The sequence below is a fragment of the Bacillus sp. S3 genome (assembly GCF_005154805.1).
Classification (GTDB): Bacteria; Bacillota; Bacilli; order Bacillales; family Cytobacillaceae; genus Neobacillus.
Window position 1 is genome coordinate 1,844,724 of record NZ_CP039727.1, and the last position, 24,818, is coordinate 1,869,541.

The 24,818-nt window shown below is 41.0% G+C and carries 26 protein-coding genes; 25 read left to right on the plus strand and 1 reads right to left on the minus strand.

Annotated elements, in window-relative coordinates; all coding sequences use genetic code 11:
• The first annotated feature begins 26 nt into the window (after positions 1–26).
• The 16 genes from FAY30_RS08895 (at position 27) to spoVM (ending at position 15,097) form a co-directional block, all read left to right on the plus strand.
• Positions 27–902 (plus strand): YicC/YloC family endoribonuclease, encoded by an 876-nt coding sequence (locus FAY30_RS08895; RefSeq protein WP_149869540.1) that lies wholly within the window; start codon positions 27–29, stop codon positions 900–902.
• Positions 903–963: 61 nt separating this feature from the next.
• On the plus strand, positions 964–1,227 hold the full coding sequence (remA, locus tag FAY30_RS08900; protein ID WP_149869541.1) for an extracellular matrix/biofilm regulator RemA: 264 nt from the start codon (positions 964–966) through the stop codon (positions 1,225–1,227).
• A 9-nt stretch (positions 1,228–1,236) separates the two neighbouring features.
• Positions 1,237–1,851 (plus strand): guanylate kinase, encoded by a 615-nt coding sequence (gmk, locus tag FAY30_RS08905; RefSeq protein WP_149869542.1) that lies wholly within the window; start codon positions 1,237–1,239, stop codon positions 1,849–1,851.
• Between the two features lies 1 nt (position 1,852).
• A complete protein-coding gene (gene rpoZ, locus FAY30_RS08910; RefSeq protein ID WP_149869543.1) occupies positions 1,853–2,068 on the plus strand; it encodes a DNA-directed RNA polymerase subunit omega in 216 nt (71 codons plus the stop codon).
• A gap of 191 nt (positions 2,069–2,259) precedes the next feature.
• Positions 2,260–3,483, plus strand: coding sequence for a bifunctional phosphopantothenoylcysteine decarboxylase/phosphopantothenate--cysteine ligase CoaBC (gene coaBC / locus FAY30_RS08915; RefSeq protein WP_149869544.1), 1,224 nt, complete (start codon positions 2,260–2,262; stop codon positions 3,481–3,483).
• On the plus strand, positions 3,470–5,881 hold the full coding sequence (gene priA, locus FAY30_RS08920) for a primosomal protein N' (protein WP_149869545.1): 2,412 nt from the start codon (positions 3,470–3,472) through the stop codon (positions 5,879–5,881). Before coaBC ends, priA begins: the two co-directional genes overlap by 14 nt.
• 115 nt (positions 5,882–5,996) lie before the next feature.
• Positions 5,997–6,482: a peptide deformylase gene (def, locus tag FAY30_RS08925; RefSeq protein WP_149869546.1), complete on the plus strand. Its 486-nt coding sequence runs from the start codon at positions 5,997–5,999 to the stop codon at positions 6,480–6,482.
• A complete protein-coding gene (fmt, locus tag FAY30_RS08930; protein ID WP_149869547.1) occupies positions 6,479–7,423 on the plus strand; it encodes a methionyl-tRNA formyltransferase in 945 nt (314 codons plus the stop codon). Before def ends, fmt begins: the two co-directional genes overlap by 4 nt.
• Before the next feature lies 1 nt (position 7,424).
• Positions 7,425–8,774 carry a 16S rRNA (cytosine(967)-C(5))-methyltransferase RsmB gene (gene rsmB, locus FAY30_RS08935; RefSeq protein ID WP_149869548.1) on the plus strand — a complete coding sequence of 450 codons (1,350 nt, stop codon included), beginning with the start codon at positions 7,425–7,427 and terminating at the stop codon, positions 8,772–8,774.
• 3 nt (positions 8,775–8,777) lie between these two features.
• A complete protein-coding gene (gene rlmN, locus FAY30_RS08940) occupies positions 8,778–9,869 on the plus strand; it encodes a dual-specificity RNA methyltransferase RlmN (protein ID WP_149869549.1) in 1,092 nt (363 codons plus the stop codon).
• 4 nt (positions 9,870–9,873) lie between these two features.
• Entirely contained in the window at positions 9,874–10,626 is a 753-nt protein-coding gene (locus tag FAY30_RS08945; RefSeq protein ID WP_149869550.1) for a Stp1/IreP family PP2C-type Ser/Thr phosphatase, read from the plus strand.
• A complete protein-coding gene (gene pknB / locus FAY30_RS08950; RefSeq protein WP_149869551.1) occupies positions 10,627–12,603 on the plus strand; it encodes a Stk1 family PASTA domain-containing Ser/Thr kinase in 1,977 nt (658 codons plus the stop codon). It abuts the gene before it with no gap.
• Between the two features lie 77 nt (positions 12,604–12,680).
• The gene (gene rsgA / locus FAY30_RS08955; RefSeq protein WP_149869552.1) at positions 12,681–13,562 is read left to right on the plus strand and encodes a ribosome small subunit-dependent GTPase A; all 882 of its coding nucleotides are present in this window, start codon (positions 12,681–12,683) and stop codon (positions 13,560–13,562) included.
• Between the two features lie 2 nt (positions 13,563–13,564).
• Positions 13,565–14,209 (plus strand): ribulose-phosphate 3-epimerase, encoded by a 645-nt coding sequence (rpe, locus tag FAY30_RS08960; RefSeq protein ID WP_149869553.1) that lies wholly within the window; start codon positions 13,565–13,567, stop codon positions 14,207–14,209.
• A 53-nt stretch (positions 14,210–14,262) separates the two neighbouring features.
• Positions 14,263–14,910 carry a thiamine diphosphokinase gene (locus FAY30_RS08965; RefSeq protein ID WP_149869554.1) on the plus strand — a complete coding sequence of 216 codons (648 nt, stop codon included), beginning with the start codon at positions 14,263–14,265 and terminating at the stop codon, positions 14,908–14,910.
• 103 nt (positions 14,911–15,013) lie between these two features.
• Positions 15,014–15,097, plus strand: coding sequence for a stage V sporulation protein SpoVM (spoVM, locus tag FAY30_RS08970; RefSeq protein ID WP_035445740.1), 84 nt, complete (start codon positions 15,014–15,016; stop codon positions 15,095–15,097).
• A 108-nt stretch (positions 15,098–15,205) separates the two neighbouring features.
• On the opposite strand, the gene rpmB is transcribed toward spoVM, so the two are convergent.
• The gene (rpmB, locus tag FAY30_RS08975; RefSeq protein WP_149869555.1) at positions 15,206–15,394 is read right to left on the minus strand and encodes a 50S ribosomal protein L28; all 189 of its coding nucleotides are present in this window, start codon (positions 15,392–15,394) and stop codon (positions 15,206–15,208) included.
• Positions 15,395–15,615: 221 nt separating this feature from the next.
• Here rpmB and FAY30_RS08980 point away from each other — a divergent pair, with 221 nt between their 5' ends.
• The 9 genes from FAY30_RS08980 (at position 15,616) to rnc (ending at position 24,795) form a co-directional block, all read left to right on the plus strand.
• Complete coding sequence (locus FAY30_RS08980; RefSeq protein ID WP_144548976.1) at positions 15,616–15,978, plus strand: Asp23/Gls24 family envelope stress response protein; 363 nt, start codon at positions 15,616–15,618, stop codon at positions 15,976–15,978.
• A gap of 15 nt (positions 15,979–15,993) precedes the next feature.
• A complete protein-coding gene (locus tag FAY30_RS08985; protein WP_149869556.1) occupies positions 15,994–17,676 on the plus strand; it encodes a DAK2 domain-containing protein in 1,683 nt (560 codons plus the stop codon).
• A 325-nt stretch (positions 17,677–18,001) separates the two neighbouring features.
• Positions 18,002–20,050 (plus strand): ATP-dependent DNA helicase RecG, encoded by a 2,049-nt coding sequence (recG, locus tag FAY30_RS08990; protein ID WP_149869557.1) that lies wholly within the window; start codon positions 18,002–18,004, stop codon positions 20,048–20,050.
• A 106-nt stretch (positions 20,051–20,156) separates the two neighbouring features.
• Complete coding sequence (gene fapR / locus FAY30_RS08995; protein ID WP_149869558.1) at positions 20,157–20,732, plus strand: transcription factor FapR; 576 nt, start codon at positions 20,157–20,159, stop codon at positions 20,730–20,732.
• 5 nt (positions 20,733–20,737) lie between these two features.
• The gene (gene plsX / locus FAY30_RS09000) at positions 20,738–21,742 is read left to right on the plus strand and encodes a phosphate acyltransferase PlsX (RefSeq protein WP_149869559.1); all 1,005 of its coding nucleotides are present in this window, start codon (positions 20,738–20,740) and stop codon (positions 21,740–21,742) included.
• A gap of 13 nt (positions 21,743–21,755) precedes the next feature.
• Positions 21,756–22,703 carry an ACP S-malonyltransferase gene (fabD, locus tag FAY30_RS09005; RefSeq protein ID WP_149869560.1) on the plus strand — a complete coding sequence of 316 codons (948 nt, stop codon included), beginning with the start codon at positions 21,756–21,758 and terminating at the stop codon, positions 22,701–22,703.
• Positions 22,700–23,443, plus strand: a complete 744-nt coding sequence (gene fabG / locus FAY30_RS09010) for a 3-oxoacyl-[acyl-carrier-protein] reductase (RefSeq protein ID WP_149869561.1) — start codon at positions 22,700–22,702, stop codon at positions 23,441–23,443. Before fabD ends, fabG begins: the two co-directional genes overlap by 4 nt.
• A 214-nt stretch (positions 23,444–23,657) precedes the next feature.
• On the plus strand, positions 23,658–23,891 hold the full coding sequence (locus FAY30_RS09015; RefSeq protein WP_040204957.1) for an acyl carrier protein: 234 nt from the start codon (positions 23,658–23,660) through the stop codon (positions 23,889–23,891).
• A gap of 163 nt (positions 23,892–24,054) precedes the next feature.
• Positions 24,055–24,795: a ribonuclease III gene (gene rnc, locus FAY30_RS09020; protein WP_149869562.1), complete on the plus strand. Its 741-nt coding sequence runs from the start codon at positions 24,055–24,057 to the stop codon at positions 24,793–24,795.
• Positions 24,796–24,818: the final 23 nt, after the last annotated feature.

Genomic DNA, 24,818 nt, shown 5'->3' on the forward strand with positions numbered 1-24,818 from the left:
TTTTTAAAAGATTGGATGTGCACGATATGGTTATTAGTATGACAGGCTTTGGCAGAGGAAAGGCCGTTTCCGGGTTATCCACAGTAAATGTAGAAATAAAAACAGTCAATCATCGATTTTCCGAAATAAATATACGGATGCCGAGAACTCTGTTAAAAATAGAAGATAAAATGAAAAAGAAACTAAACAAGCATATTCGCCGCGGCAGGGTAGAGGTTTATGTAAGTGTTGAGGGAGAAGGTACTGTCACCCGCAATGTTCAAGTAGATTGGAAACTGATTGAAGAATATTATCAATTCATCGAACAGGTACGGAGCAAATATGGGATAGAAGATACCATCACGTTAAAGGATTTGTTGAATCGGACAGACCTCTTACATATTGAAGAAAGTGAATCAGGGAATGAAGAGATTGAGAATCTAGTTCTTACCGCTGTTGAAGAAGCAGTGATCTTATTAAAACAAATGCGGACGGCTGAAGGTGAAGAAATGAAAAAAGATTTGCTGGCTATTTCTTCGCAATTAGAAGCAAATGTTTTTGACCTTCAGAAATATGCACCACTTGTTGTCCAATCCTTTAAAGAGCGCCTAACGAAAAGGATGCAGGAGTTCGTCAATGGACAATTAGATGAAACGCGAATTTTAACAGAAGTAGCTGTTTTTGCAGATAAAGCAGATATTAATGAAGAAATTACCCGATTAAAGAGTCATATACAGCAATTCTTGCAAACTTTAAATGACTATGAGCCAATTGGAAGGAAGCTTGATTTTATCGTTCAAGAAATGAATAGGGAAGCGAATACGATCGGATCCAAAGCAAATGATTCAAACATCGCTAAAAAGGTTGTTGAAATAAAAAGTTTACTTGAAAAGCTGAAGGAACAGGTTCAGAATATCGAGTAGGACTTGTTTAGAAACTGTTTAACACGGTCAAAATATATTATTAATGATTGGATGAGTGACCATGTCGATTAAATTAATTAATATTGGATTTGGAAATATTGTTTCTGCCAATCGAATTATTTCCATTGTCTCCCCGGAATCAGCACCAATTAAAAGAATTATTCAGGATGCCCGGGATCGGGGCTCGTTAATAGATGCTACATACGGACGACGTACCCGTGCAGTGATTGTTATGGATAGCGACCATGTGATTCTATCAGCTGTACAGCCTGAGACCGTCGCCCATCGCTTGACGGACCGTGATGAAACTATTGATGAAGGGTAGGATTTTTGAATGCAGGAAAAAGGATTGCTGATTGTACTATCTGGGCCATCCGGGGTTGGAAAAGGAACGGTGCGAAAAGAAATATTTTCTCATCCCGATACCGCTTTTGAATACTCGATTTCAATGACAACCCGCGCTCCGCGCGCTGGAGAAGTGGATGGGGTCGATTACTTTTTTAAGTCAAGAGGAGAATTTGAACAGTTAATCGAGCAAGGCAAGCTCCTGGAGTACGCCGAATTTGTCGGCAACTACTACGGAACCCCTGTAGATTATGTCCGCGAAACCCTTGATGACGGGAAAGATGTCTTCTTAGAAATAGAAGTAAAAGGCGCCCGTCAAGTTCGAGAAAAATTCCCTGAAGGATTATTTATTTTCCTGATGCCGCCAAGTCTTACCGAATTAAAGAATCGGATTGTGACTAGAGGTACGGAAACGGATGATATTATCCATAATCGGATGTTATCTGCCCGCGAAGAAATAGAAATGATGGAATTATATGATTACGTCGTTGAAAATGACCAAGTAGAGCTGGCCTGCGAGCGTGTCAAGGCAATTGTAACAGCTGAACATTGCCGTAGAGAACGAATAGAACATCGTTATAAAAAATTGCTGGAGGTTGAATAATATGTTATATCCGTCAATTGACTCATTGTTAGAAAAAATTGATTCAAAATATTCACTTGTGTCCGTAGCTGCAAAACGTGCCCGTGTCATGTCACAGGTGCACGATGAAAGATTGCCTAAATATGTTTCCTATAAACATGTTGGGAAAGCATTAGAGGAAATTTATAGCGGTGAGCTAACCTACCGGATTTCACAAAAAGCTGAAATGCAAGAATAATTAAGGGTAATAAACAAAAAAATGAAAGAAGGTCTGACAATTGGAAATCATCCTGCATGTCAGCCTTTTTTATTTGGTTTAACAAAATTCGTTGAAAATTGTCGATTCTAGATAGGAAAAAGATGAAAAAATGGTTTTTTTCTAGCATAATAAGAAGATAAGAGTGGTCGAGAAGTGAGGGATAGCAGGTAATGGTGGAGAATAAAAAAATATTATTATGTGTTACTGGAGGAATTGCCGTTTATAAGGCTGCAGCATTAACAAGTAAACTAGTTCAAGCTGGAGCACATGTGAAGGTTATATTAAGTGAATCTGCTGGAAAATTTGTTACCCCTTTAACCTTTCAGGCATTATCCCGCAATGAAGTATATACTGATACATTTGATGAAAAGAAACCCCAAGTCATTGCCCATATAGATTTGGCCGATTGGGCTGATTTAATTTTGGTTGCGCCTGCAACGGCGAATACAATTGCCAAGATCGCCGGTGGAATGGCTGATAATATGATTACAACCACCATGCTGGCTGCAACTGCACCTGTTTGGATTGCACCTGCGATGAATGTACATATGTATGACCATCCTGCGGTGAAAAAAAACATTGCCATATTGGCTGAATATGGGTATCAATTCATTGAACCAAGCGAAGGTTATTTAGCCTGCGGGTATGTTGGCAAGGGACGCTTGGAGGAGCCTGAAAAAATGGTCGAATTGATCAAAAGGTTTTTTGCAGGCAGTGACCGAAAACAGCTTGCAGGAAAAACAGTGTTGGTTACTGCAGGACCTACCAGGGAAAAAATTGATCCGGTCCGATTTATCTCCAATCACTCAACCGGAAAAATGGGATATGCCCTGGCAGAAGAAGCGAGGAGACAGGGGGCGGATGTGATTTTAGTTTCCGGCCCAGTCCAACTGCCTGTACCTGCTGGTGTAGAGCTAGTAAAGGTTGAGAGTGCGGAGGAAATGTATCATGCCGTGCTAAATCGGTATGAAGCAGCGGATGTGGTCATTAAAACAGCAGCAGTCGCTGACTATCGTCCAAAGGTCACCTTTGAACAGAAGGTGAAGAAACAGCCAGGGGATGCAACAATTGAACTCGAAAGGACAAACGATATTTTATTCGAGCTGGGCCAGCGAAAAAAGAACCAAGTCCTGGTAGGGTTTGCTGCTGAGACGGAGAATCTAGAAGAATATGCAAGAAATAAACTAACAAAGAAAAATGCCGATATGATTGTTGCAAACAATGTAAAAACAGAGGGTGCAGGTTTTGGATCAAATACAAATATTGTCACCCTTATTAAGCGATCAGGCACGGTGACGGAAATGCCGATTATGTCAAAAGCCGATGTTGCCAAAAGAATTATCGAAGAAATTACTTCACTATTGAAGGATATGGGCAAAGATGGAAATAGCTAGTGTGATTGTGGATGTTCCGACGAAACAAACGGATCGGTCTTTCGATTATCTGATTCCGGAACAATGGCGGGGAGTTATTCAGCCGGGAATGAGGGTCATTGTTCCGTTTGGACCTAGAAATATCCAGGGATTTGTCTGCGAGTTAAAGGCAGAGTCAGAATTTAAGAAGTTAAGAGAGATCATAGAGCCTATGGATTTAGAGCCCGTTTTAAACCCTGAATTATTGGAGCTTGGCTCCTGGCTTACTGAAAATACACTCTGTTTTAAAATTTTTTCTTATCAAGTGATGCTCCCCGCCGCGTTAAAAGCTAAATACGAAAAAAAGGTGAAGCTTGCCTCCAAATTCACAGCGGCCGATTTGCCATTGCAGCTGCAACCATATTTTAAACACGCTGATTCCCTTAATTGGGAAGACGCTTTAAAAAATAATATAGTCCCACAGCTACAAAGAGAAGCGGCCAAAGGACATCTTGAAGCGCTTTATTATGTCAAGGAACGTGTCAAGAAAAGACAGAGAAAATATGTCCGCCCCGCTGTAACACGAGATAAATTAATAGAGGAAATGGAGCGCATGCCGGTAAATGCGGAAAAGCAAAGGCAAATATTACAGTATTTTTCCGATAACTACCAGAAAATTGAAGTAAGGAAGCTGGTTTCAGACGTACAAACATCCACTTCAACCGTTAAATCCCTTATTGGAAAAAAGCTGTTGACAGAATTCAATATGGAGGTTTATCGGGATCCGTTCGAACATCGAACATTCGAACGGACGAAGCCATTACCTTTAACGGAGGCACAGCAATCAGCAATCGGACCTATCCTTAATGCAATTGAACAGGATCAGCATGAGGTGTTTTTACTTTATGGTGTCACGGGAAGCGGTAAAACGGAAATCTATTTACAATCAATCCAAGAGGTAATTGAAAAAGGTCAGGAAGCCATCGTTCTGGTGCCGGAAATTTCGCTTACGCCGCAGATGGTCAGTCGTTTTAAAGGAAGATTTGGAGACTTAGTGGCTGTACTGCACAGCGGCTTGTCGGCGGGGGAAAAATATGATGAATGGCGGAAAATTCAGCGCAAGGAAGTAAAAGTCGCGGTAGGTGCCAGGTCGGCGATTTTTGCTCCCTTCGAGAATATAGGCATCATTATTATCGATGAGGAACATGAAACAAGTTATAAGCAAGAAGAAATGCCCCGCTATCATGCAAAAGATGTGGCGGTTGAACGGGCGATTACCTATAACTGTCCCGTAGTACTTGGCAGTGCCACCCCATCACTCGAGTCATTTGCCAGAGCACAGAAAAAGGTGTACCATCTATTATCACTGCCGAACCGGATGAATAATCAGGCACTGCCTTCCGTGGAGATTATTGATATGCGAGAGGAGCTCCGTGAAGGAAATCGCTCCATGTTTTCGCGGAAGCTGTTTGAATTGTTAAAAGATCGAATTGAGAAAAAGCAACAGTCGGTTTTATTCCTGAATAAGCGCGGCCACTCCTCCTTTGTGATGTGCAGAGATTGTGGTTACGTAGTGAATTGCCCGAACTGTGACATCTCACTTACCTATCACCGTGTAAATGAACAGATGAAATGCCATTATTGCGGTTATGAAAACATTGTCCCGAAGCATTGCCCTGAGTGTAACAGCGAATATATCCGCTATTTTGGAACAGGGACGCAAAAGGTGGAGGAAGAGCTGGGGAAAATTCTCCCGGAGGCCAGAGTGATTCGAATGGATGTTGATACAACAGGACGAAAGGGCTCGCACGAAAGACTATTAACTGATTTTAAGGATGGAAAAGCAGATATATTATTGGGGACGCAAATGATCGCCAAGGGACTGGATTTCCCAAACATTACGTTAGTGGGAGTGCTTTCGGCTGACACGATGCTTCATTTACCTGATTTCCGGGCATCTGAGAAAACCTTTCAATTATTGACACAAGTCTCAGGCAGAGCAGGGCGTCACCAACTGCCGGGAGAGGTTATCATTCAAACGTACACACCGGAGCATTATAGCATTGAACTTGCCGGTCATCATGATTATGATCAATTTTATCAGCGGGAAATGATGATGCGAAAAACGCATCATTATCCACCATTCTATTATCTATCTTTAATTACGGTTAGTCATGAGGAGCTTATTAAAGTCGTGTCGGCTACCGAGAAAATTGTCAGTTATGTCCGCACACAGGTTTCAAATATGGCAGTAGTATTAGGACCCGCTGCCTCACCAATCCCTAGGATTAATAATAGATATCGCTACCAATGTCTGATAAAATACAAACGGGAACCGAACCTGACAAAGACATTAAAGACAATCCTTGATCAATATCAAAAGGATACGAAAAGTGGTTTGCAGGTTTCGATCGACGTAAATCCATTTATTTTAATGTAATTTCATACGGATCAAGCTGTATAAAAGGTTATGATTACAATTTTTGGGTGAAAATAATAGGATAAAAATAAAAAATTACGCAGCTAACTAGTATTGGCATAATGGAGGAACAGATTTGGCGATTAGAAAGATAGTCATATACCCTGCTGAGATTCTCGAACAGACTTGTCAGCCAGTGGTGAAATTTGATAGAAAACTTGCAAAAATTCTCGATGATATGTACGACACAATGATTGAGTATGATGGGGTCGGGCTTGCTGCCCCGCAAATCGGACTGGATGCACGTATTGCCATCGTGGATATAGATGATGAACACGGAACAATTGAAATGATAAATCCCCGTATCTTAGAGTCATCAGGGGAACAAACTGGACCGGAAGGCTGTTTAAGTTTTCCTGATCTTTTTGGTGAGGTAACACGCCCTGATTTTGTGAAATTAGAAGCTTTTGATCGGAAGGGGAGAAAATATACGCTCGAAGCGGAAGGATTTTTGGCCAGAGCGATTCAGCATGAAATTGATCATCTTGATGGGGTTTTATTTACTGCCAAAGTATCAAGATACCTAGAGGAAGATGAGTTAAAAGGAGTAGAAAGTGAATGACGAAAATTGTTTTTATGGGAACCCCTGATTTTTCCGTACCTGTGTTACGGCAAATTATTGATGATGGCTATGAGGTCATTGGCGTCGTAACCCAGCCTGACAGACCGGTAGGAAGAAAAAGAGTGTTGACACCGCCGCCGGTGAAGGTGGAGGCCATGAAACATGGGATCCCCGTCTTTCAACCTGAAAAAATCCGCCAAGAAGATGAGCTTGCGAAAATCCTTTCATTACAGCCGGATTTAATTATTACAGCCGCATTCGGGCAAATTTTGCCAAAAAAGCTGTTGGATGCACCTAAATTTGGCTGCATAAATGTTCACGCTTCTCTTTTGCCGGAGCTGCGCGGGGGTGCCCCAATCCATTACGCTATCATGCAAGGAAAAGAGAAAACCGGTGTCACCATCATGTATATGGTAGAAAAATTAGATGCAGGTGATATGTTAACAAATGTGGAAGTACCCATTACCGAAGATGATAATGTCGGTTCACTTCATGAAAAGTTAAGTGCAGCCGGGTCAAAATTATTATCAGAAACCTTACCGCAGTTACTGGCTGGCCGTCTGACACCAATACCGCAAGATGAAGCTAAAGCAACATTTGCAGCCAATATTAAGCGTGAGCAGGAAAGGATTATCTGGGAGAAAACCGGGGAAGAAATCTATAACCAGATTCGCGGGTTAAACCCATGGCCCGTTGCGTTTACGACGATGGAGGGTCAGGTCATCAAAATATGGCAGGCTGAAAAGAACGCTGGATCAAAGGGGCAGGAGCCGGGAACCATTTTAAAGATAGAATCAGATGGGTTTACGGTGAACACCGGTAATGAAACGGCCATTAAAATCATCGAGCTCCAGCCGTCCGGGAAAACTAAAATGCTGAGTGAACAATATTTACGTGGTGCAGGTTCAAAAATTGTAGCTGGCAGCAGGCTGGGAGAATAACATGACTTCAACAAAAAAAAACGTACGTGCCATTGCTATGGATCTGCTCGTACAGATTGAGAAAAACCAATCGTACAGCAATTTGCTTTTAAACAACGTAATAGAAAAAAATGAATTGTCCCCAATTGATGTAGGCTTACTGACAGAATTAACATATGGAACACTGCAAAGACGAATGGCCTTGGACTTCTATTTAAAGCCATTTCTTAAAGATAATAAGAAACTAGCGAATTGGATACACCATTTACTAAGGCTCACACTATATCAAATGGTATATCTTGACCGAATTCCAGATCGTGCAGCCATTTACGAAGCGGTGGAAATTGCCAAAATCCGTGGACATAAGGGTATTGCAAGTTTGGTAAACGGTGTATTACGAAGCATTCAAAGAGAAGGACTTCCTTCGATGAGTGAGGTATCGGATCCGAACGAGAGATTATCCCTTGAAACGAGTCACCCTTTATGGCTAGTGACCAGATGGGTGAATCAATTCGGATTTGAGAAGACGAAAGAAATGTGTGAAGTAAACTTAACAGCACCAATGCAAACTGCCAGGGTGAATCTTACAAAGATTTCAAGAGATGAATGTGTGGCGATTTTAGAAGAAGATGGTTATCAAATTGAAAAAAGTCCCATCATTCCTGAGGCAATTAGGTCATTAAAGGGGAACCTAGCTTCAACGATTGCCTTTAAATATGGAATGTTTACGATACAAGATGAAAGTTCGATGCTTGCCGCCTATGCATTAGGTGCAACGGAAGGCGAATTTGTTTTGGATGCTTGTGCAGCCCCTGGAGGTAAAAGCACGCATATTGCTGAAAAAATGCAAAATACGGGTGAAGTGATTTCCGTAGACCTTCATCAGCACAAAGTGAAATTAATCAACGATAATGCCCGGCGTTTAGGGTTATCGAATATAAAAACAAATGTATCTGATTCAAGACGTATACAGGAAAAGTTCAAAGATGAATCATTCAATCGAATTCTGCTCGACGCCCCTTGTTCAGGTCTTGGTGTAATGAGAAGAAAACCTGACATGAAATACACAAAAACAGAGCAGGATGTAGAGCGGCTAAGCGTCATTCAACAAGACCTGTTGAATTCTGTTGCCCCATTATTAAAAAAGGACGGTATTCTTGTCTATAGTACGTGTACAGTTGATAAACAAGAAAATGAACAGACAGTAAAGAAATTTTTGGAAAATCATCCTGAGTTCGAAGGGGATGTATCCTTCAAGCAGCGAATGCCAGAATCAATTCAACCATTGGTAACAGGTTATGACCTGCAAATATTCCCGCAGGATTTAGGCTCGGACGGATTTTATATAGCAGCAATAAGAAAGAAGGTGTGACAGTTGGAACAAACAAATACAACTGAGAAGAACACAACAATAGAGAAAAAACTACGTTCAATTTATTCCCTGGAGTTACACGAACTTAAGGAATGGCTGGCGGAGAATGGTGAAAAACCATTCCGTGCAGAGCAAATTTACGATTGGTTGTACAAAAAAAGAATTACTTCATTTGAAGACATGAGCAACCTATCTAAAGGTTTGAGGGAAAAGCTCGAATTACATTTTCAAATTACTACATTAAATACGATTATCCAACAAACATCTGCTGATGGTACAATTAAATTTTTATTCGAGCTGCAGGATGGGTATTCGATTGAAACAGTGCTGATGCGGCATGATTATGGAAATTCCATTTGTGTAACAACCCAGGTTGGCTGCCGGATTGGCTGTACCTTCTGTGCTTCCACTTTAGGGGGGCTGAAAAGACATCTGGAAGCAGGCGAAATTGTTGCACAAGTAGTTAAGGTTCAACAAGCGCTTGATGTAACAGATGAGCGGGTTGACTCGGTAGTAATCATGGGTATTGGTGAGCCATTTGATAACTATGAAAACATGCTGGCATTTTTAAAAATCATCAATCACGACAAAGCGTTAAATATTGGAGCACGCCATATTACGGTTTCTACAAGCGGTATTGTTCCGAAAATTTATCAATTTGCTGATGAAAATACGCAAATCAATTTTGCCATATCACTTCACGCACCAAACACGGAACTGCGATCAAGATTAATGCCAATTAATAAAGCCTATAAACTAGATGACTTAATGAAGGCAGTGCGATATTATATCGATAAGACAGGTCGCAGAATCAGCTTTGAATATGGTCTGTTTGGAAATGTGAATGATTCAATCGAGCATGCGGAAGAGTTGGCAGAACTGCTGAAGGGCCTCAAATGTCATGTGAATTTGATCCCGGTTAATTATGTTCCAGAACGGGATTACGTGCGTACACCAAAAGACAAAATTTTTGCCTTCGAAAAAACATTGAAAAAACGTGGAATTAATGTGACCATTCGCCGAGAACAGGGTCATGATATTGATGCAGCATGTGGACAACTTCGTGCGAAGGAGCGAAAAGAAGAGACGAGGTGAAGGGATGAAAGCGGTATTTCAAACAGACCGAGGGAAAGTCCGTCTTCATAATGAAGATGCCGGCGGTGTATTTCCCAATCAGGACGGTAACCGCCTAGCCATTGTTGCTGATGGCATGGGCGGTCACCGTGCAGGTGATGTAGCAAGTGATATGACATTGACTCATTTAAAAAATCAATGGGAAGCTTCTACGGGAGTTGTTACGGCGGAAGAGGTGGAGGAGTGGCTTAAACACCAAATAACAAAGGTGAATCAATTATTATTGGAGCATGCCACAACCCATTCAGAATGTGATGGCATGGGGACGACAGTTGTCGCCGCCATTACGACGGACCGGTTTGCAACGATTGCGAATATCGGTGATAGCCGCGGATATTTATTAAATGAATCAGGCTTCAAACAAATTACTGAAGACCATTCACTTGTCAATGAACTGGTAAGGTCAGGACAGATTTCAAAAGAAGATGCCGAGCATCACCCAAGGAAAAACGTTTTACTGAGGGCCTTAGGAACAGAAAAAACAGTGGAAGTGGATATTAAAACCATTATTTTTGAAGAAGGCGATATCCTATTATTGTGTTCTGATGGGCTTTCTAACAAAGTTACTGAAAAAGAAATGATGGAGATTCTCTTAAATGAAGATAACTTAGAGCAAAAGGCAGGTTCCCTTATCTCATTAGCAAATGAAAATGGCGGAGAGGACAACATTACACTGGCGATTGTAGAGTTTTCTGATGTCAGCGAGGGTGATGTATAGATGATGATTGGGAAAAGATTAAGCGGCCGCTATAAAATACTAGATATGATTGGCGGAGGCGGCATGGCCAATGTCTACCTTGCACATGACATGATTCTTGACCGCGATGTAGCAGTAAAAATGCTTCGCCTGGATTTTGCAAATGATGAAGAGTTCATCCGTAGATTCCATAGGGAAGCACAATCAGCAACAAGTCTCGCACATCCCAATATCGTTAATATATTTGATGTTGGGGAGGAAAATGATCTTTATTATATTGTCATGGAATTTGTCGATGGCCAGACCCTAAAACAGTACATACAGCAGAATTCCCCATTAAAAGTGGAAGATTCAATTGGTATTATGAGGCAGCTAACTTCAGCTATTTCACATGCCCATCAAAACCAAATTATCCATCGCGACATAAAGCCGCATAATATCTTGGTCGACCATGATGGTAATGTGAAAATTACTGACTTTGGAATTGCTATGGCTTTAAGTGCTACAAGTATTACCCAAACCAATTCTGTCCTGGGCTCTGTGCATTATTTATCACCAGAGCAAGCTAGGGGCGGTATGGCAAATAGGAAGTCTGATATTTATTCTTTAGGAATTGTAATGTTCGAGTTATTGACCGGAAGGCTGCCTTTTTCAGGGGAGTCAGCAGTGTCTATAGCCTTGAAACATCTCCAATCAGAAACTCCTTCTCTAAGAAGATGGAACCCTGCTATTCCTCAAAGTGTTGAAAATATTGTTCTTAAGGCTACCGCCAAAGACCCATTTCATCGTTATAATAGTGTGGAGGAAATGGAAGAAGATTTACGAACAGCTCTAGATCCGGAACGATTGGATGAACCTAAGTTTGTCCTCCCAATTGATAATGAGGCGACCAAGGCAATCCCTGTTATTACCGATAACCAGCAATTTAAAAATCTGGATGAAACATTAGTTCATAGTAATGAAAAGCCTTCAGCTAACGCGAAAGAAAAAGGTAAAAAGGGGAAAACGAAGAAAAAAAGAAAAAAATGGCCAATAGTCTTACTATCTACCTTCCTAGTACTTGTTATTCTTGGAATGTTATCTTTTGCCTTCTTACCCGGATTGTTGTCTGCCAAAGAAGTAAGAATCCCTGATATTAGCGGAATGAATGAAGATGATGCTATTTCCAAGCTGAAGCTAAAAGGAATAGCGGTCGGCAAAAAAGTTAAGATGACGGATGAGAAAGTAAAAAAGGGTAGTGTAATTAAGACGATCCCGGAAATTGGCACACCCGTAAAAGAGAATTCCAAAATTACCCTCTATATTAGTACAGGAAAAGAAAAATATGAACTTTCTGACTATGTAGGCCGGCAGTATGAAGATGTACTAAGACTGCTTGATAATCAGAATTTTAAAGATATAAAAAAATCCGAAATAACTGATGACAGTGACCCGGGAACTATCATTGAACAAACTCCAGCTGGGGGAAAAAAGGTTGTACCGGAAGAAACCGTGTTAGAGTTTAAAGTCAGTAAAGGACCGGAAAAAATTGTTTTAAAGGACTTAACCCAATATACTTTAAAAAGTGCGCAGGATTATGCGTCATTAGTCGGGCTTAATTTAGATGCTTCACAAGAACAATATCATGATACAATTCCGGCTGGAATGGTCATCTCCCAGTCACCTGAGAAAGACACAGTCATGAAAAAGGGCGATAAGGTTACGGTAATCATTTCAAAAGGGATAGAGAAAAAACCACCTAGAGAGTTAATTATAGAACTGAACATTCCATATGAACCAGCTGTTCCAGGAGAACCAGGCCAAAAACAATCGGTTGCAATCCTGATTGAGGATATGGAACACAGTATGACAGAACCAGCTGAAACCTTTTATATTACAGAAAACACGAAGAAAGAAATTAAATTATTAATCCCCTATGATGGAAAAGCGGGGTACAAGGTTATACGTGATGACAAGGTGATTATTGATGAGACGAAATACTATTCCGAATCTCGATAATAAAAAGGCTGGAATTCGTTCAGACTTTAAAGGGGTAAATTGTTGAGTTGGTAAGTAAATGGGCAAGGAGTGTGGCTATGCCTGAAGGGAAAATTGTCAAAGCATTAAGCGGTTTTTATTATGTTTTACATGATGAAAGCATAATCCAATGTCGCGGAAGAGGCGTTTTTCGAAAGAACAAAATAACCCCGCTTGTCGGGGATGAAGTGGTTTTTCAGGCTGAAAATGATTTGGAAGGTTACATTCTCGAAGTGAAAAAGCGTAAAAATGAATTAATTCGGCCGCCGATTGCGAACGTCGATCAGGCTATCCTTGTATTTTCAGCAGTGGAGCCAGACTTCAGCACGGTTTTATTGGATCGTTTTCTGGTGTTGGTCGAATTTAATCATATAGAACCATTAATCTGTATTACCAAGATGGACCTGACAAATCATGTACAAACCCAGAAAATTTCAGAGTATGCAGAGCAATACAAAAGAGCGGGTTATGAAGTGATTCTCACTTCTTCAGAAACAGAAGTTGGTATAGAGCGTTTAAGTCCGCATATTGAAAATAAGATTTCTGTCTTTGCCGGGCAATCAGGTGTAGGAAAGTCCTCCCTGCTAAATGTTTTAAGGCCGGATCTCGAATTAAAAACAAATGATATTTCGTCCCATCTTGGAAGAGGAAAGCACACGACCAGACATGTAGAACTTATTAAGATTGGGAATGGACTTATTGCCGATACACCAGGCTTCAGTTCATTAGAATTCACAAACATTGAAACGGAAGACTTAACATTTTGTTTTCCGGAATTACAAGAGGCGAGTAAGAACTGTAAATTTCGTGGCTGCTTACATGTAACTGAGCCAAAATGCGGTGTGAAAGAGGCAGTTGATGCTGGTGAAATTCCAGCATATCGGTATGAACATTATGCAGATTTTCTGCAGGAAATTAAAGATAGAAAGCCGAGGTATTAAAAATGGTGAAAATTGCACCTTCAATACTTTCAGCCGATTTTTCAAAATTGGGGGAAGAGATTTTAGCTGTTGAAAAAGGGGGAGCTGACTACATCCATATTGATGTCATGGACGGTCATTTTGTTCCTAATATTACAATTGGACCACTTATTGTTGAGGCGATTCGTCCGTTGACAAAGCTTCCGCTGGATGTGCACTTAATGATCGAAAACCCTGATCAATATATTGAGGCCTTTGTTAAAGCAGGGGCCGATTATATTACTGTACACGTGGAGGCATGCCGGCATCTTCACCGCACAATTCAAAATATCAAATCTTACGGTATTAAAGCTGGTGTGGTTTTAAATCCGGCTACTCCAGTTGAAACAATTCAACATATAATCGGGGATATTGATATGGTGTTATTAATGTCAGTCAATCCTGGTTTTGGAGGACAAGCATTCATTCCCGAGATCCTTCCAAAAATAAGAAAAGTAAAAGAAATGGCTGAACAAAAAGGAATAAATCTAGAGATTGAAATTGATGGCGGTGTGAATCCAGAAACGGCAAAACAGTGTAAGGAAGCAGGTGCAAATGTACTTGTTGCAGGCTCCGCAATTTATAACCAACCAGATTATGCGAAGGCCATTTCGCTAATTAGAGGGTAAGGCCGGCTATTTCAGCTGGCTTTTTCTTATTTCGCTCAAAAGGAGAGTGTCTAATGATAATAAATATACTTGCCGGGGGTCCTGAAGAACTGCTGCCAAATTTGATAGACTATACAGAGGAAAATGCCATCTGGGTTGGGGTTGACCGTGGCGTATTTCATCTGTTAACAAGAAATATCATTCCTGAAATTGCCTTTGGAGATTTCGATTCAGTCTCCCCAGAGGAGTTACTGTTCATTGAAAGCCAAGTATCAGAATTAAAGCGATATAATCCGGAAAAGGATGAAACGGATATGGAGCTTGCCCTTAATTGGGCATTGGCGCAAAAACCATCGATTGTTCGATTGTTCGGGGCGACTGGAGGAAGGCTTGATCATTTATTTGCAAATGTGCATCTTTTGTTGAATCCACTCAAAGAAAAACACCCGGCTGATGTCTATTTAATTGATCGTCATAACATCGTCTTTTTGAAAGAACCAGGCAGTTATTTCATTGAAAAAATGAAATCAAAAAAATATGTATCCTTTGTGCCCTTAACGCTTGATGTGAGTGGAATCACCTTAAACGGCTTTAAATTTCCACTTAAAAATCAGCATATTTCACTCGGATCTACACTATGTATTAGTAATGAACTTATTAATGATTATGGTACTTTTTCATTTTCAGAAGGCATATTAATAGTGATAAGAAGTCACGATTAATAGGCGTCACTAATTGGTACTGATTTCGTTCGCCTGAATAAAATGGATAGCGTACGAAAAAGGTAAGTGGAATAAGCTGGGGAGATTTGTGAGGAGGGACAGTATGAAATTTTATACGATTAAACTGCCAAAGTTTTTAGGCGGACTTGTCCGGGCAATGATTGGTGCATTTAAGAAAAACGAATAGAGGAAGAAATCGTATGGCACCCGTTACCATTTGGGTGCTTTTTATTTTTGGTTGGTTGGGGGATAATAAAAAAGAAAGAGCACCCCAACAAGGGTGCCCTGGTCTTTATTATACGCGCTCTACTTTACCGGCTCTTAACGCTCTTGCAGAAACCCAAACACGCTTAGGCTTTCCATCAACAAGAATTCGTACTTTTTGTAGGTTAGCACCCCATGTACGCTTATTAGCGTTCATAGCGTGAGAACGTGCGTTACCAGTAGTGGTTTTCTTTCCAGTTACTACACATTTACGTGGCATAATGATTTCCCTCCTTAACTACCAAAAGCTTATACAGCAATCCTAAATTTCATCTGCTTGAGATACCTTAATAATTTACCATACAACGTTTATGAATGCAATACTTGTCTATAAACCTTTCAAGAAAAAAACCTTGACATGCAAGTATGACTTTCAATATTGGATTGACTATAGTAAAATGACAATAGTCAAGGAGCAATTTTCCAAAGGGGGAACGATTCATGTCCATTGAATTAAAAACAAAGTACGGACAAATTGATATTTCAAATGAAGTAATTGCGACGATTGCTGGTGGAGCGGCAATCGAATGTTACGGAATCGTCGGTATGGCCTCTAAGAATCAAATTAAAGATGGTATTACGGAAATACTACGAAAAGAAAACTTCACTCGCGGCGTGATCGTGCGCCAGGAAAATGAAGCATTACATATTGATATGTATATTATTGTCAGCTATGGAACGAAAATTTCCGAAATTGCCCACAACGTGCAATCAAAGGTTAAATACACCCTCGATAAGACAGTTGGACTTGCCGTTGACTCGGTCAATATTTACGTTCAGGGAGTTCGTGTGACGAACCCGTAGTGAGGAGGAAAGTTTGTGTCAATAACAGCATTAGATGGAAAACGTTTTGCCGAGATGGTAATTCAAGGTGCAAATCATTTGGCTGCAAATGCAAAAATGGTTGATGCGTTAAACGTTTTTCCTGTGCCCGACGGTGATACTGGAACAAATATGAATTTATCAATGACCTCTGGGGCGAAGGAAGTAAAGAATAATATTCAAGAAAATATAGGTAAAGTGGGAGTAGCTCTTTCAAAAGGCTTGCTTATGGGAGCACGAGGAAATTCAGGGGTTATTCTCTCCCAGTTATTCCGTGGTTTTTCAAAGGCTGTAGAATCGAAGGCGAAAATTTCAGGAAAAGACTTTGCCGGGGCCTTAGAAGCAGGGGTTGAAACCGCTTATAAAGCTGTCATGAAACCTGTTGAAGGAACGATTTTAACTGTAGCAAAAGATTCTGCCAAGAAGGGTGTTCAGGCTGCTGAACTATCAGACGATATTATTGTCATTATGGAAGAAGTCCTAAAGGAAGCGAAGGCATCCCTTAAGCGTACGCCCGATCTGCTGCCTGTTTTAAAGGAAGTTGGCGTAGTTGACAGTGGCGGTCAAGGACTTGTATTTGTCTATGAAGGCTTTCTTGCTGTATTAAAAGGAGAGGAGCTTCCTGAATCATCAGACCTGCTTCCTTCCATGTCTGAATTGGTAAGCGCTGAACACCATAAAAGTGTTCAAAGTCATATCAATACAGAAGATATAGAGTTTGGCTATTGCACAGAATTTATGGTTAGATTTGAAAAGGAAAAGACAGCGGAACATCCATTCGATGAAGGCGTATTTCGGAATGACCTCAGTCAATTTGGCGACTCATTATTGGTTATTGCGGATGAAGATGTGGTCAAAGTTCATATTCACTCCGAACAGCCAGGTGAAGTTTTAACATACGGTCAACGTTATGGCAATTTAATTAATATGAAGATTGAAAATATGCGCCAGCAACATTCCAATATCGTCGGTGAATCACAATCAGTACTTATCGCCGACCGTTATGAGGCACCAAAGGAACTCCAAGAATATGGAATCGTTACGGTTTCTATGGGGTCTGGAATTGCGGAATTATTTAAAAGCATTGGCGCCCATGCCGTCATTGAAGGCGGACAAACGATGAATCCTAGTACGGAAGATATCGTGAAAGCGGTAAAAGAGGTCCATGCCAAAAAGGTCTTTATTTTACCAAATAATAAAAACATCATTATGGCAGCAGAACAGGCAAAAGATGTTTCAGAAGAAGAAATTTACGTAATTCCATCTAAAACGGTTCCACAAGGACTTTCGGCCCTGCTTGCATTCAATCCGTCAGCAGCGGTGGAAGCAAATGAAGCAGCGATGAAGGAAGCATTACAGCATGTGAAAACAGGACAAATTACCTTTGCTGTCCGTGATACCTCCATTGATGGCTTAGAAATTGAGAAAGACGATTTCATGGGCATTTCTGAAGGGAAAATCGTTGTAAAAAACAAAGATAAAGGTCAAGTAGCTAAGGACCTTTTAACCGGTATGCTTGATGAGGATTCCGAAATTTTAACGATTCTCTATGGTGAGGACGTGAATGAAACAGAGGTAAACAATCTAGTACAATTTATCGAAGAAACTTATCCTGATATAGAAATTGAAATTCATAATGGCGGCCAGCCATTGTATTCATTTATCTTTTCAATTGAATAAAGAACGGCTAAAATAGAAGGGGGGCAGAAGGGCCATACCCTTCTATTTTTGTTTTTAATATAAAAATGTATAAGTTACGACTTTGAGAAATGTCCAGCTCCAGCACCCTAGCGGCTAGTGTCCTTCGCTCTCCGCCCTACGATAAGTCAACATCGGCTCGCTAAGCTCACCGTGTTTCCTTTATCTCAGTTGGAGCGCTCCACAAGGAACGCTTCTGCAGCATAGGCATCGCACGAAGGAAAAGCGTTAGCTTTTCCGAGGAGGCCATACGCCGCTGACCAGGGCGCTTGCGCTTTTCTTATAATTCGCAAAGGGAGAGAGTAGTGTGTTCGATAATCTAAACCAATCAGTAATGGTATTAAAAGGAATTGGGGACGAAACGGCTGAAGCCTTTGCGGAAATGAAAATTTTTACGATTCAAGATTTATTGGAATATTTTCCTTACCGCTATGAAGACTATTCGCTTAAGGACTTAACGCAAGTGCAGCATGAAGAGAAAGTGACGGTAGAGGGGAAGGTTCATAGTGAGCCTTCTCTAAGCTATTATGGCAGGAAGAAATCAAAGCTTACGATTAGGCTTTTCGTCGGAAATTATTTGATTAAAGTAGTGTTTTTTAACCAACCCTATTTGAAAAATAAAATCAATATGAATGAAACCATCACAGTAACCGGCAAATGGGATGCCCATCGCCAAACCATTACAGCGAATGAAATGCAGGCAGGTCCCAACACAAAAGCTAACGATTTTGAACCAGTTTACTCGGTCAAAGGCAAAATTACGACTAGAGGAATGCGAAAATTTATTCATCTTGCTTTTGGGCAGTATGGTCATTTCCTCGAAGAAACACTTCCAGTATCTTTTTTGCAAAAATACCGTCTGCTTGGCAGGAAAAATGCCATTCAAATCATGCATTTTCCCGGCCATCCTGAAGAGGTAAAACAAGCAAGACGACGCTTTGTCTATGAGGAATTCCTATTGTTTCAATTAAAAATGCAGGCTTTAAGGAAGTTTGAACGGGAGCATTCTCCCGGAATCAAGCAATCGTATCATTTGACGAAAGTAAAGGGATTTATCAACAGCCTTCCGTTTCCGCTAACAAATGCCCAAAAAAGGGTTGTTAATGAGGTATTAGCAGAACTAAAATCACCATACCGCATGAATCGTTTATTACAAGGAGATGTAGGTTCAGGGAAAACAGTTGTCGCGGCGATTGGATTGTACGCCAGTGTGACGGCAGGCTACCAAGGGGCGCTTATGGTCCCAACGGAAATTTTGGCTGAGCAGCATGCGGATTCATTAAAAAGGTTATTAGAACCATTTAACGTGAGATGTGAGCTATTAACAAGTTCGATAAAAGGAAAACGCAGACGGGAAATCCTTCAAGAGCTTGCCGATGGAAAAGTAGATATTTTAATTGGTACACATGCCCTTATTCAGGATGAGGTTACGTTTAAAAAATGCGGTTTTGTAATAACCGATGAGCAGCATCGCTTCGGTGTAGAGCAGAGGAGAGTGCTGCGGGAAAAGGGAGAAAATCCTGATGTCCTGTTTATGACTGCAACTCCTATTCCAAGAACTCTTGCGATTACTGTTTTCGGTGAAATGGATGTCTCAATCATCGATGAGATGCCTGCAGGCAGGAAATCGATTGAAACCTATTGGGCAAAACCAGAAATGCTTGAGCGCGTTCTAGCCTTTGTCGAAAAAGAATTAAATAAGGGGCATCAGGCATATGTCATTTGCCCGTTAATAGAGGAGTCAGAAAAGCTCGATGTCCAAAATGCGATTGATGTGCATACAACACTTAGCCACTTTTTCCAAAATCGCTATCATATAGGACTCATGCACGGCCGTTTACCGACTGAGGAAAAGGATTCGGTTATGAAGGCATTTAGTGCAAATGAAATTCAAGTTCTTGTTTCTACGACTGTTGTGGAAGTAGGGGTGAACGTACCGAATGCAACGATGATGGTGATTTATGATGCCGAGCGGTTTGGGCTTTCACAGCTGCACCAGCTGCGTGGACGAGTTGGCCGCGGAAGTGATCAATCGTATTGTATTTTACTGGCAAGTCCCAAATCAGAGGTAGGTCAGGAAAGAATGAGAATCATGACAGAAACAAATGATGGTTTTGTTTTAAGTGAAAAGGATTTGGAACTTAGAGGACCGGGTGACTTTTTTGGAAAAAAACAAAGCGGGGTTCCGGAATTTAAGGTTGCAGATATGGTTCATGATTATCGTGCACTTGAAACAGCAAGAAGTGATGCGGCTATGCTAATTGGGTCGAGGAACTTTTGGACAGACCCTGAATATCAATACTTACGATCCAAGCTCGACGAATCAGGTGTTTTAGAAGGAGAAAAGCTGGATTAACAAGAAGCAGATAGCGGATAGGGAAATTTATCTTGCAATCTGCTTTTTTAAATTTTATACTACTCTTAGTACCTAGTCATAAGAAACGCGGACGGTGTGTAAAAACATGAGAAGAAGTAAAAAGGAACGTCAACATTTATTAACCACTACAATAAAAGAGAATCCCTTTATAACCGATGAGGAGCTGGCGGAAAAATTTCAGGTTAGTGTCCAAACCATTCGTCTAGACCGCTTGGAATTGTCGATTCCGGAACTGCGTGAACGGATTAAAACGGTAGCAGAGAAACGGTTCGAAGATGAAGTCCGCTCATTACCGCTCGAAGAAGTCATTGGAGAAATTATCGATATTGAACTAGACAAAAGCGCGATTTCGATTTTTGACGTGAAGGCCGAGCATGTCTTTAAACGCAATAATATTGCCCGCGGACACCATGTTTTTGCCCAGGCAAATTCTCTGGCTGTTGCTGTTATTAATGATGAATTGGCACTAACGGCAAAAGCGAATATTCAATTTAAACGTTCGGTAAAATTGCATGAGCGGGTAATTGCTAAAGCGCGTGTGACAAAAATGGATGAGAATACCGGCAGAACGTTTGTCGAAGTGAAAAGTTATGTGAATAATGAGCTTGTTTTTATCGGAGAATTGGAAATGTATCACCGTTCGAAAAACGTTAAAGGATGAGGTAAATGAAACTAGCAATCGATGCTATGGGCGGAGACAATGCCCCAAAAGAAATTGTGTCAGGCGCGATGAAAGCTGTTCAAGCATTTTCTGATATACATATTACCCTTGTCGGCGATGAACATAAAATAAAGGAAACGCTGACGAGCCATGAGAGGATTTCTATTTTACATACGACGGAAGTTATACTGGGGACAGATGAGCCTGTTAGGGCGGTTCGCAGAAAAAAGTCTGCCTCAATGGTATTAGCTGCCCAACAAGTAGCAGATGGTACAGCAGATGCCTGTATTTCTGCAGGAAATACAGGGGCATTGATGGCAGCGGGGCTGTTTGTTATCGGCAGAATTGATGGGATTGATCGGCCTGCATTAGCACCTACCCTGCCTACCATTGGCGGTGAAGGATTCCTGCTCCTGGATGTTGGGGCAAATGCCGATGCCAAACCAGAACACCTTGTGCAAAATGCCCTTATGGGTTCCATCTACAGTGAAAAGGTAAGAGGGATTGCGAAGCCTAGAGTAGGACTATTGAACATTGGCACAGAGGAAAAGAAAGGCAATGAATTGACAAAGCATGCCTTTGACCTATTAAAAAATGCCGATATTCATTTTGTAGGCAACGTAGAGGCCAGGGATTTACTAGAGGGTGTTGCCGATGTGGTTGTTACCGATGGGTTTACGGGTAATATGGTATTAAAAACGATTGAAGGAACTGCCCTAGCGATGTTTAAAATGTTAAAAACAACGTTAATGAGCAGTTTTACAAGTAAATTGGCCGCTGCTGTGTTAAAACCGAATTTAAAAACCTTAAAAAATACCTTGGATTACTCAGAATATGGCGGTGCCGCCCTTTTCGGCTTAAAAGCACCGGTGATTAAGGCCCATGGTTCGTCTGATGCACAAGCCATATACAGTGCGATAAAACAAACAAGGGAAATGGTCAGGTATGATGTCGCTGACTTGATTAAACAAGCAGCAGGAGAGTCTACTATTGCTAAAATAGAACAATAAAAGGGGTGTAAGCATGGGGAAAATAGCATTTGTTTTTCCAGGACAGGGGTCACAAACTGTTGGAATGAGTAAGGAACTTGCAGAAAAACACTCCGAGGTAATGGACTACTTTACGAAGGCAGACAGTAGGTTAAATGTGCCTCTGAGCAAGTTAATATTTGAAGGACCTAAAGAAGAATTAACAATAACTTATAATACCCAGCCTGCCCTGTTAACGACAAGTATGGCTATTTTGGAATACTTCAGCAAATCGGGAGTAAAAGCGGATTTTGCGGCAGGGCACAGCCTTGGTGAATATTCGGCTCTTGTTGCTGCTGGCGTATTTTCTTTTGAAGATGGTGTGTACGCTGTCAGAAAGCGTGGAGAGTTTATGGAAAACGCCGTACCAAATGGCGAAGGTTCCATGGCAGCAGTACTAGGCCTTGACCGTGAACCGCTTGCGGCGGTTACGATTGAAGTAAGTGAATCAGGTCATACCGTTTCTTTGGCAAATTTAAACTGTCCAGGTCAAATTGTGATTTCAGGATCACGCGAAGGGGTAGAGCTTGCAGGCGTAAAAGCAAAAGAAGCTGGAGCAAAAAGGGTACTGCCACTGGATGTAAGTGGACCTTTTCATTCAGCACTAATGAAACCGGCGGCAGATCAACTTCGTGAGGTTTTAGATGGGGTTGAAATGAAGGATGCAGCCATCCCGGTTGTTGTGAATGTCAGCGCTGAACCAATTCAATCCGCTTCAGACATAAAGGATAAACTTATCGAACAATTATATTCCCCTGTTTTATGGGAAGATTCTGTTGCGAAAATGATTGAATTGGGTGTTGACACCTTTATAGAAATTGGTCCAGGGAAAGTTCTTTCAGGTTTAATTAAAAAAATTGATAAAACAGTAAAAATATATTCCGTTTCCGATGAAGAGAGTGCCAATGCTGTCATCGAGGCGTTAAAGGAGGAAAACCTATGAGTTTAGCTGGGAAGTCTGTTCTTGTGACAGGAGCATCTCGAGGAATCGGCAGAGAAATTGCCCTGGAACTAGCAAAACAAGGTGCGAATGTAGCCGTTAATTTCGCAGGCAGTGAAGCGAAAGCAAATGAAGTGGTTGATGAAATTAAAGCGCTTGGACGGGATGCAATTGCTATAAAATGTAATGTTGCAAATGCCGAGGAAGTCGCTGAAATGGTGAAGGGGACGATTGACCGTTTCGGTAAGCTTGACATCCTCGTCAATAATGCGGGAATTACGAAGGATAATTTATTGATGAGAATGAAGGAAGAGGAATGGGATGATGTCATCAACATCAACTTGAAAGGTGTTTTCCTTTGTACAAAAGCAGTCACCCGGCAAATGATGAAGCAGCGCGTGGGCCGAATCATTAATATTGCCTCCATCGTCGGGGTGAGCGGCAACCCAGGCCAAGCGAACTATGTAGCAGCTAAAGCAGGTGTGATTGGACTAACCAAAACGACTGCCAAAGAATTGGCCTCTAGAAATATTACAGTCAACGCCATTGCACCGGGCTTCATTACGACAGATATGACTGATAAATTATCTGAAGACGTAAAGGCGGAAATGTTAAAACAGATTCCATTGGCAAGATTAGGGGAGCCTAAAGATATTGCGAAAATAACTGCATTTTTAGCTTCAGATGACTCATCCTATATAACAGGCCAAACTTTCCACGTCGACGGCGGAATGGTAATGTAAAATCGAAATGCGGAAGCGCCTTGATCAGGGGTGACAGGCATAAGCCAATCCGGCGAGAAGGCTGTTCTTTAGCCTTCTTGACGGATTGGCTTATGACCCCGAGCCCCTAGGCGCTGAAGCTGGACAGTTATCAAAGTTCAATGCAGTTTTTATTAAAAGTGGTGTATTATTTTAATAAAATACTCTATAATAGCTTGAGGGGAGGTGAACAAGCATGGCAGAGGTATTAGAACGTGTTACAAAAATCATCGTTGACCGCTTAGGCGTTGATGAGTCTCAAGTTACGCTTGAAGCTTCATTTAAAGATGATCTTGGTGCTGATTCCCTTGACGTAGTTGAACTAGTAATGGAATTAGAAGATGAGTTCGATATGGAGATTTCTGACGATGATGCTGAAAAAATCGGCACTGTTGGTGATGCTGTTAATTACATAAATAGCAGTAAGTAATCACGTTAGATTTATTCAAAAAGCTCCGTTTTCAAACGGAGCTTTATTCTGTATGATAGAACTTGGCAGAGTAACTATCTGCCAAGTTTCTTTGCGTTTTGTATGAAACTTTTTTAAACTAGTAGCAGAGTATTTTGTAAATTTGATGCAAGGTGGAGACTTTATGCGCAAGAATAGTAAGGGAAAAGAGTTAAACAATCGCGCAAAAGAAAATCAATTTAAAGATTTTCGGGATATGATCGGTATTAAAATTGAAAATGAGAAATTATTAAAACAAGCTTTTACCCATTCATCCTATGTGAATGAGCATCGCAGAAAGCCTTTCGAAGATAATGAAAGACTTGAATTTTTAGGAGATGCTGTCCTTGAGCTGACAGTCTCACAATTCCTTTTTAAAAAATATCCAACGATGACTGAAGGAGAACTGACGAAACTGCGGGCAGCCATTGTTTGTGAGCCGTCACTTGTCGCTTTTGCCAATGAGCTAGAATTTGGTAAATTCATTTTGCTCGGCAAAGGAGAAGAAATGACTGGCGGACGCGAGCGTCCCGCCCTGCTTGCTGACGTTTTTGAAGCATTCATTGGAGCTCTTTATTTGGACCAAGGAATTGAAACAGTTACTGGATTTCTTGAAAAAATTGTTTTTCCTAAAATAAATGCCGGTGCTTTTTCTCATGTGATGGATTTTAAAAGCCAGCTGCAGGAACTTATTCAACGGGATGGTACAGGAACGATTGAATATCGTGTCCTTCAGGAAAAAGGACCTGCCCATAATAAGGAGTTTGTTTCCAGAGTGTCCTTAAATGGGGAAGAACTTGGATGTGGAACAGGAAAATCTAAGAAGGAAGCGGAACAGCATGCTGCGCAAATGGCATTAAGCATACTAAAAGCAAAGACAACCTAGAAATAACAAAATGTTTGCAGGAG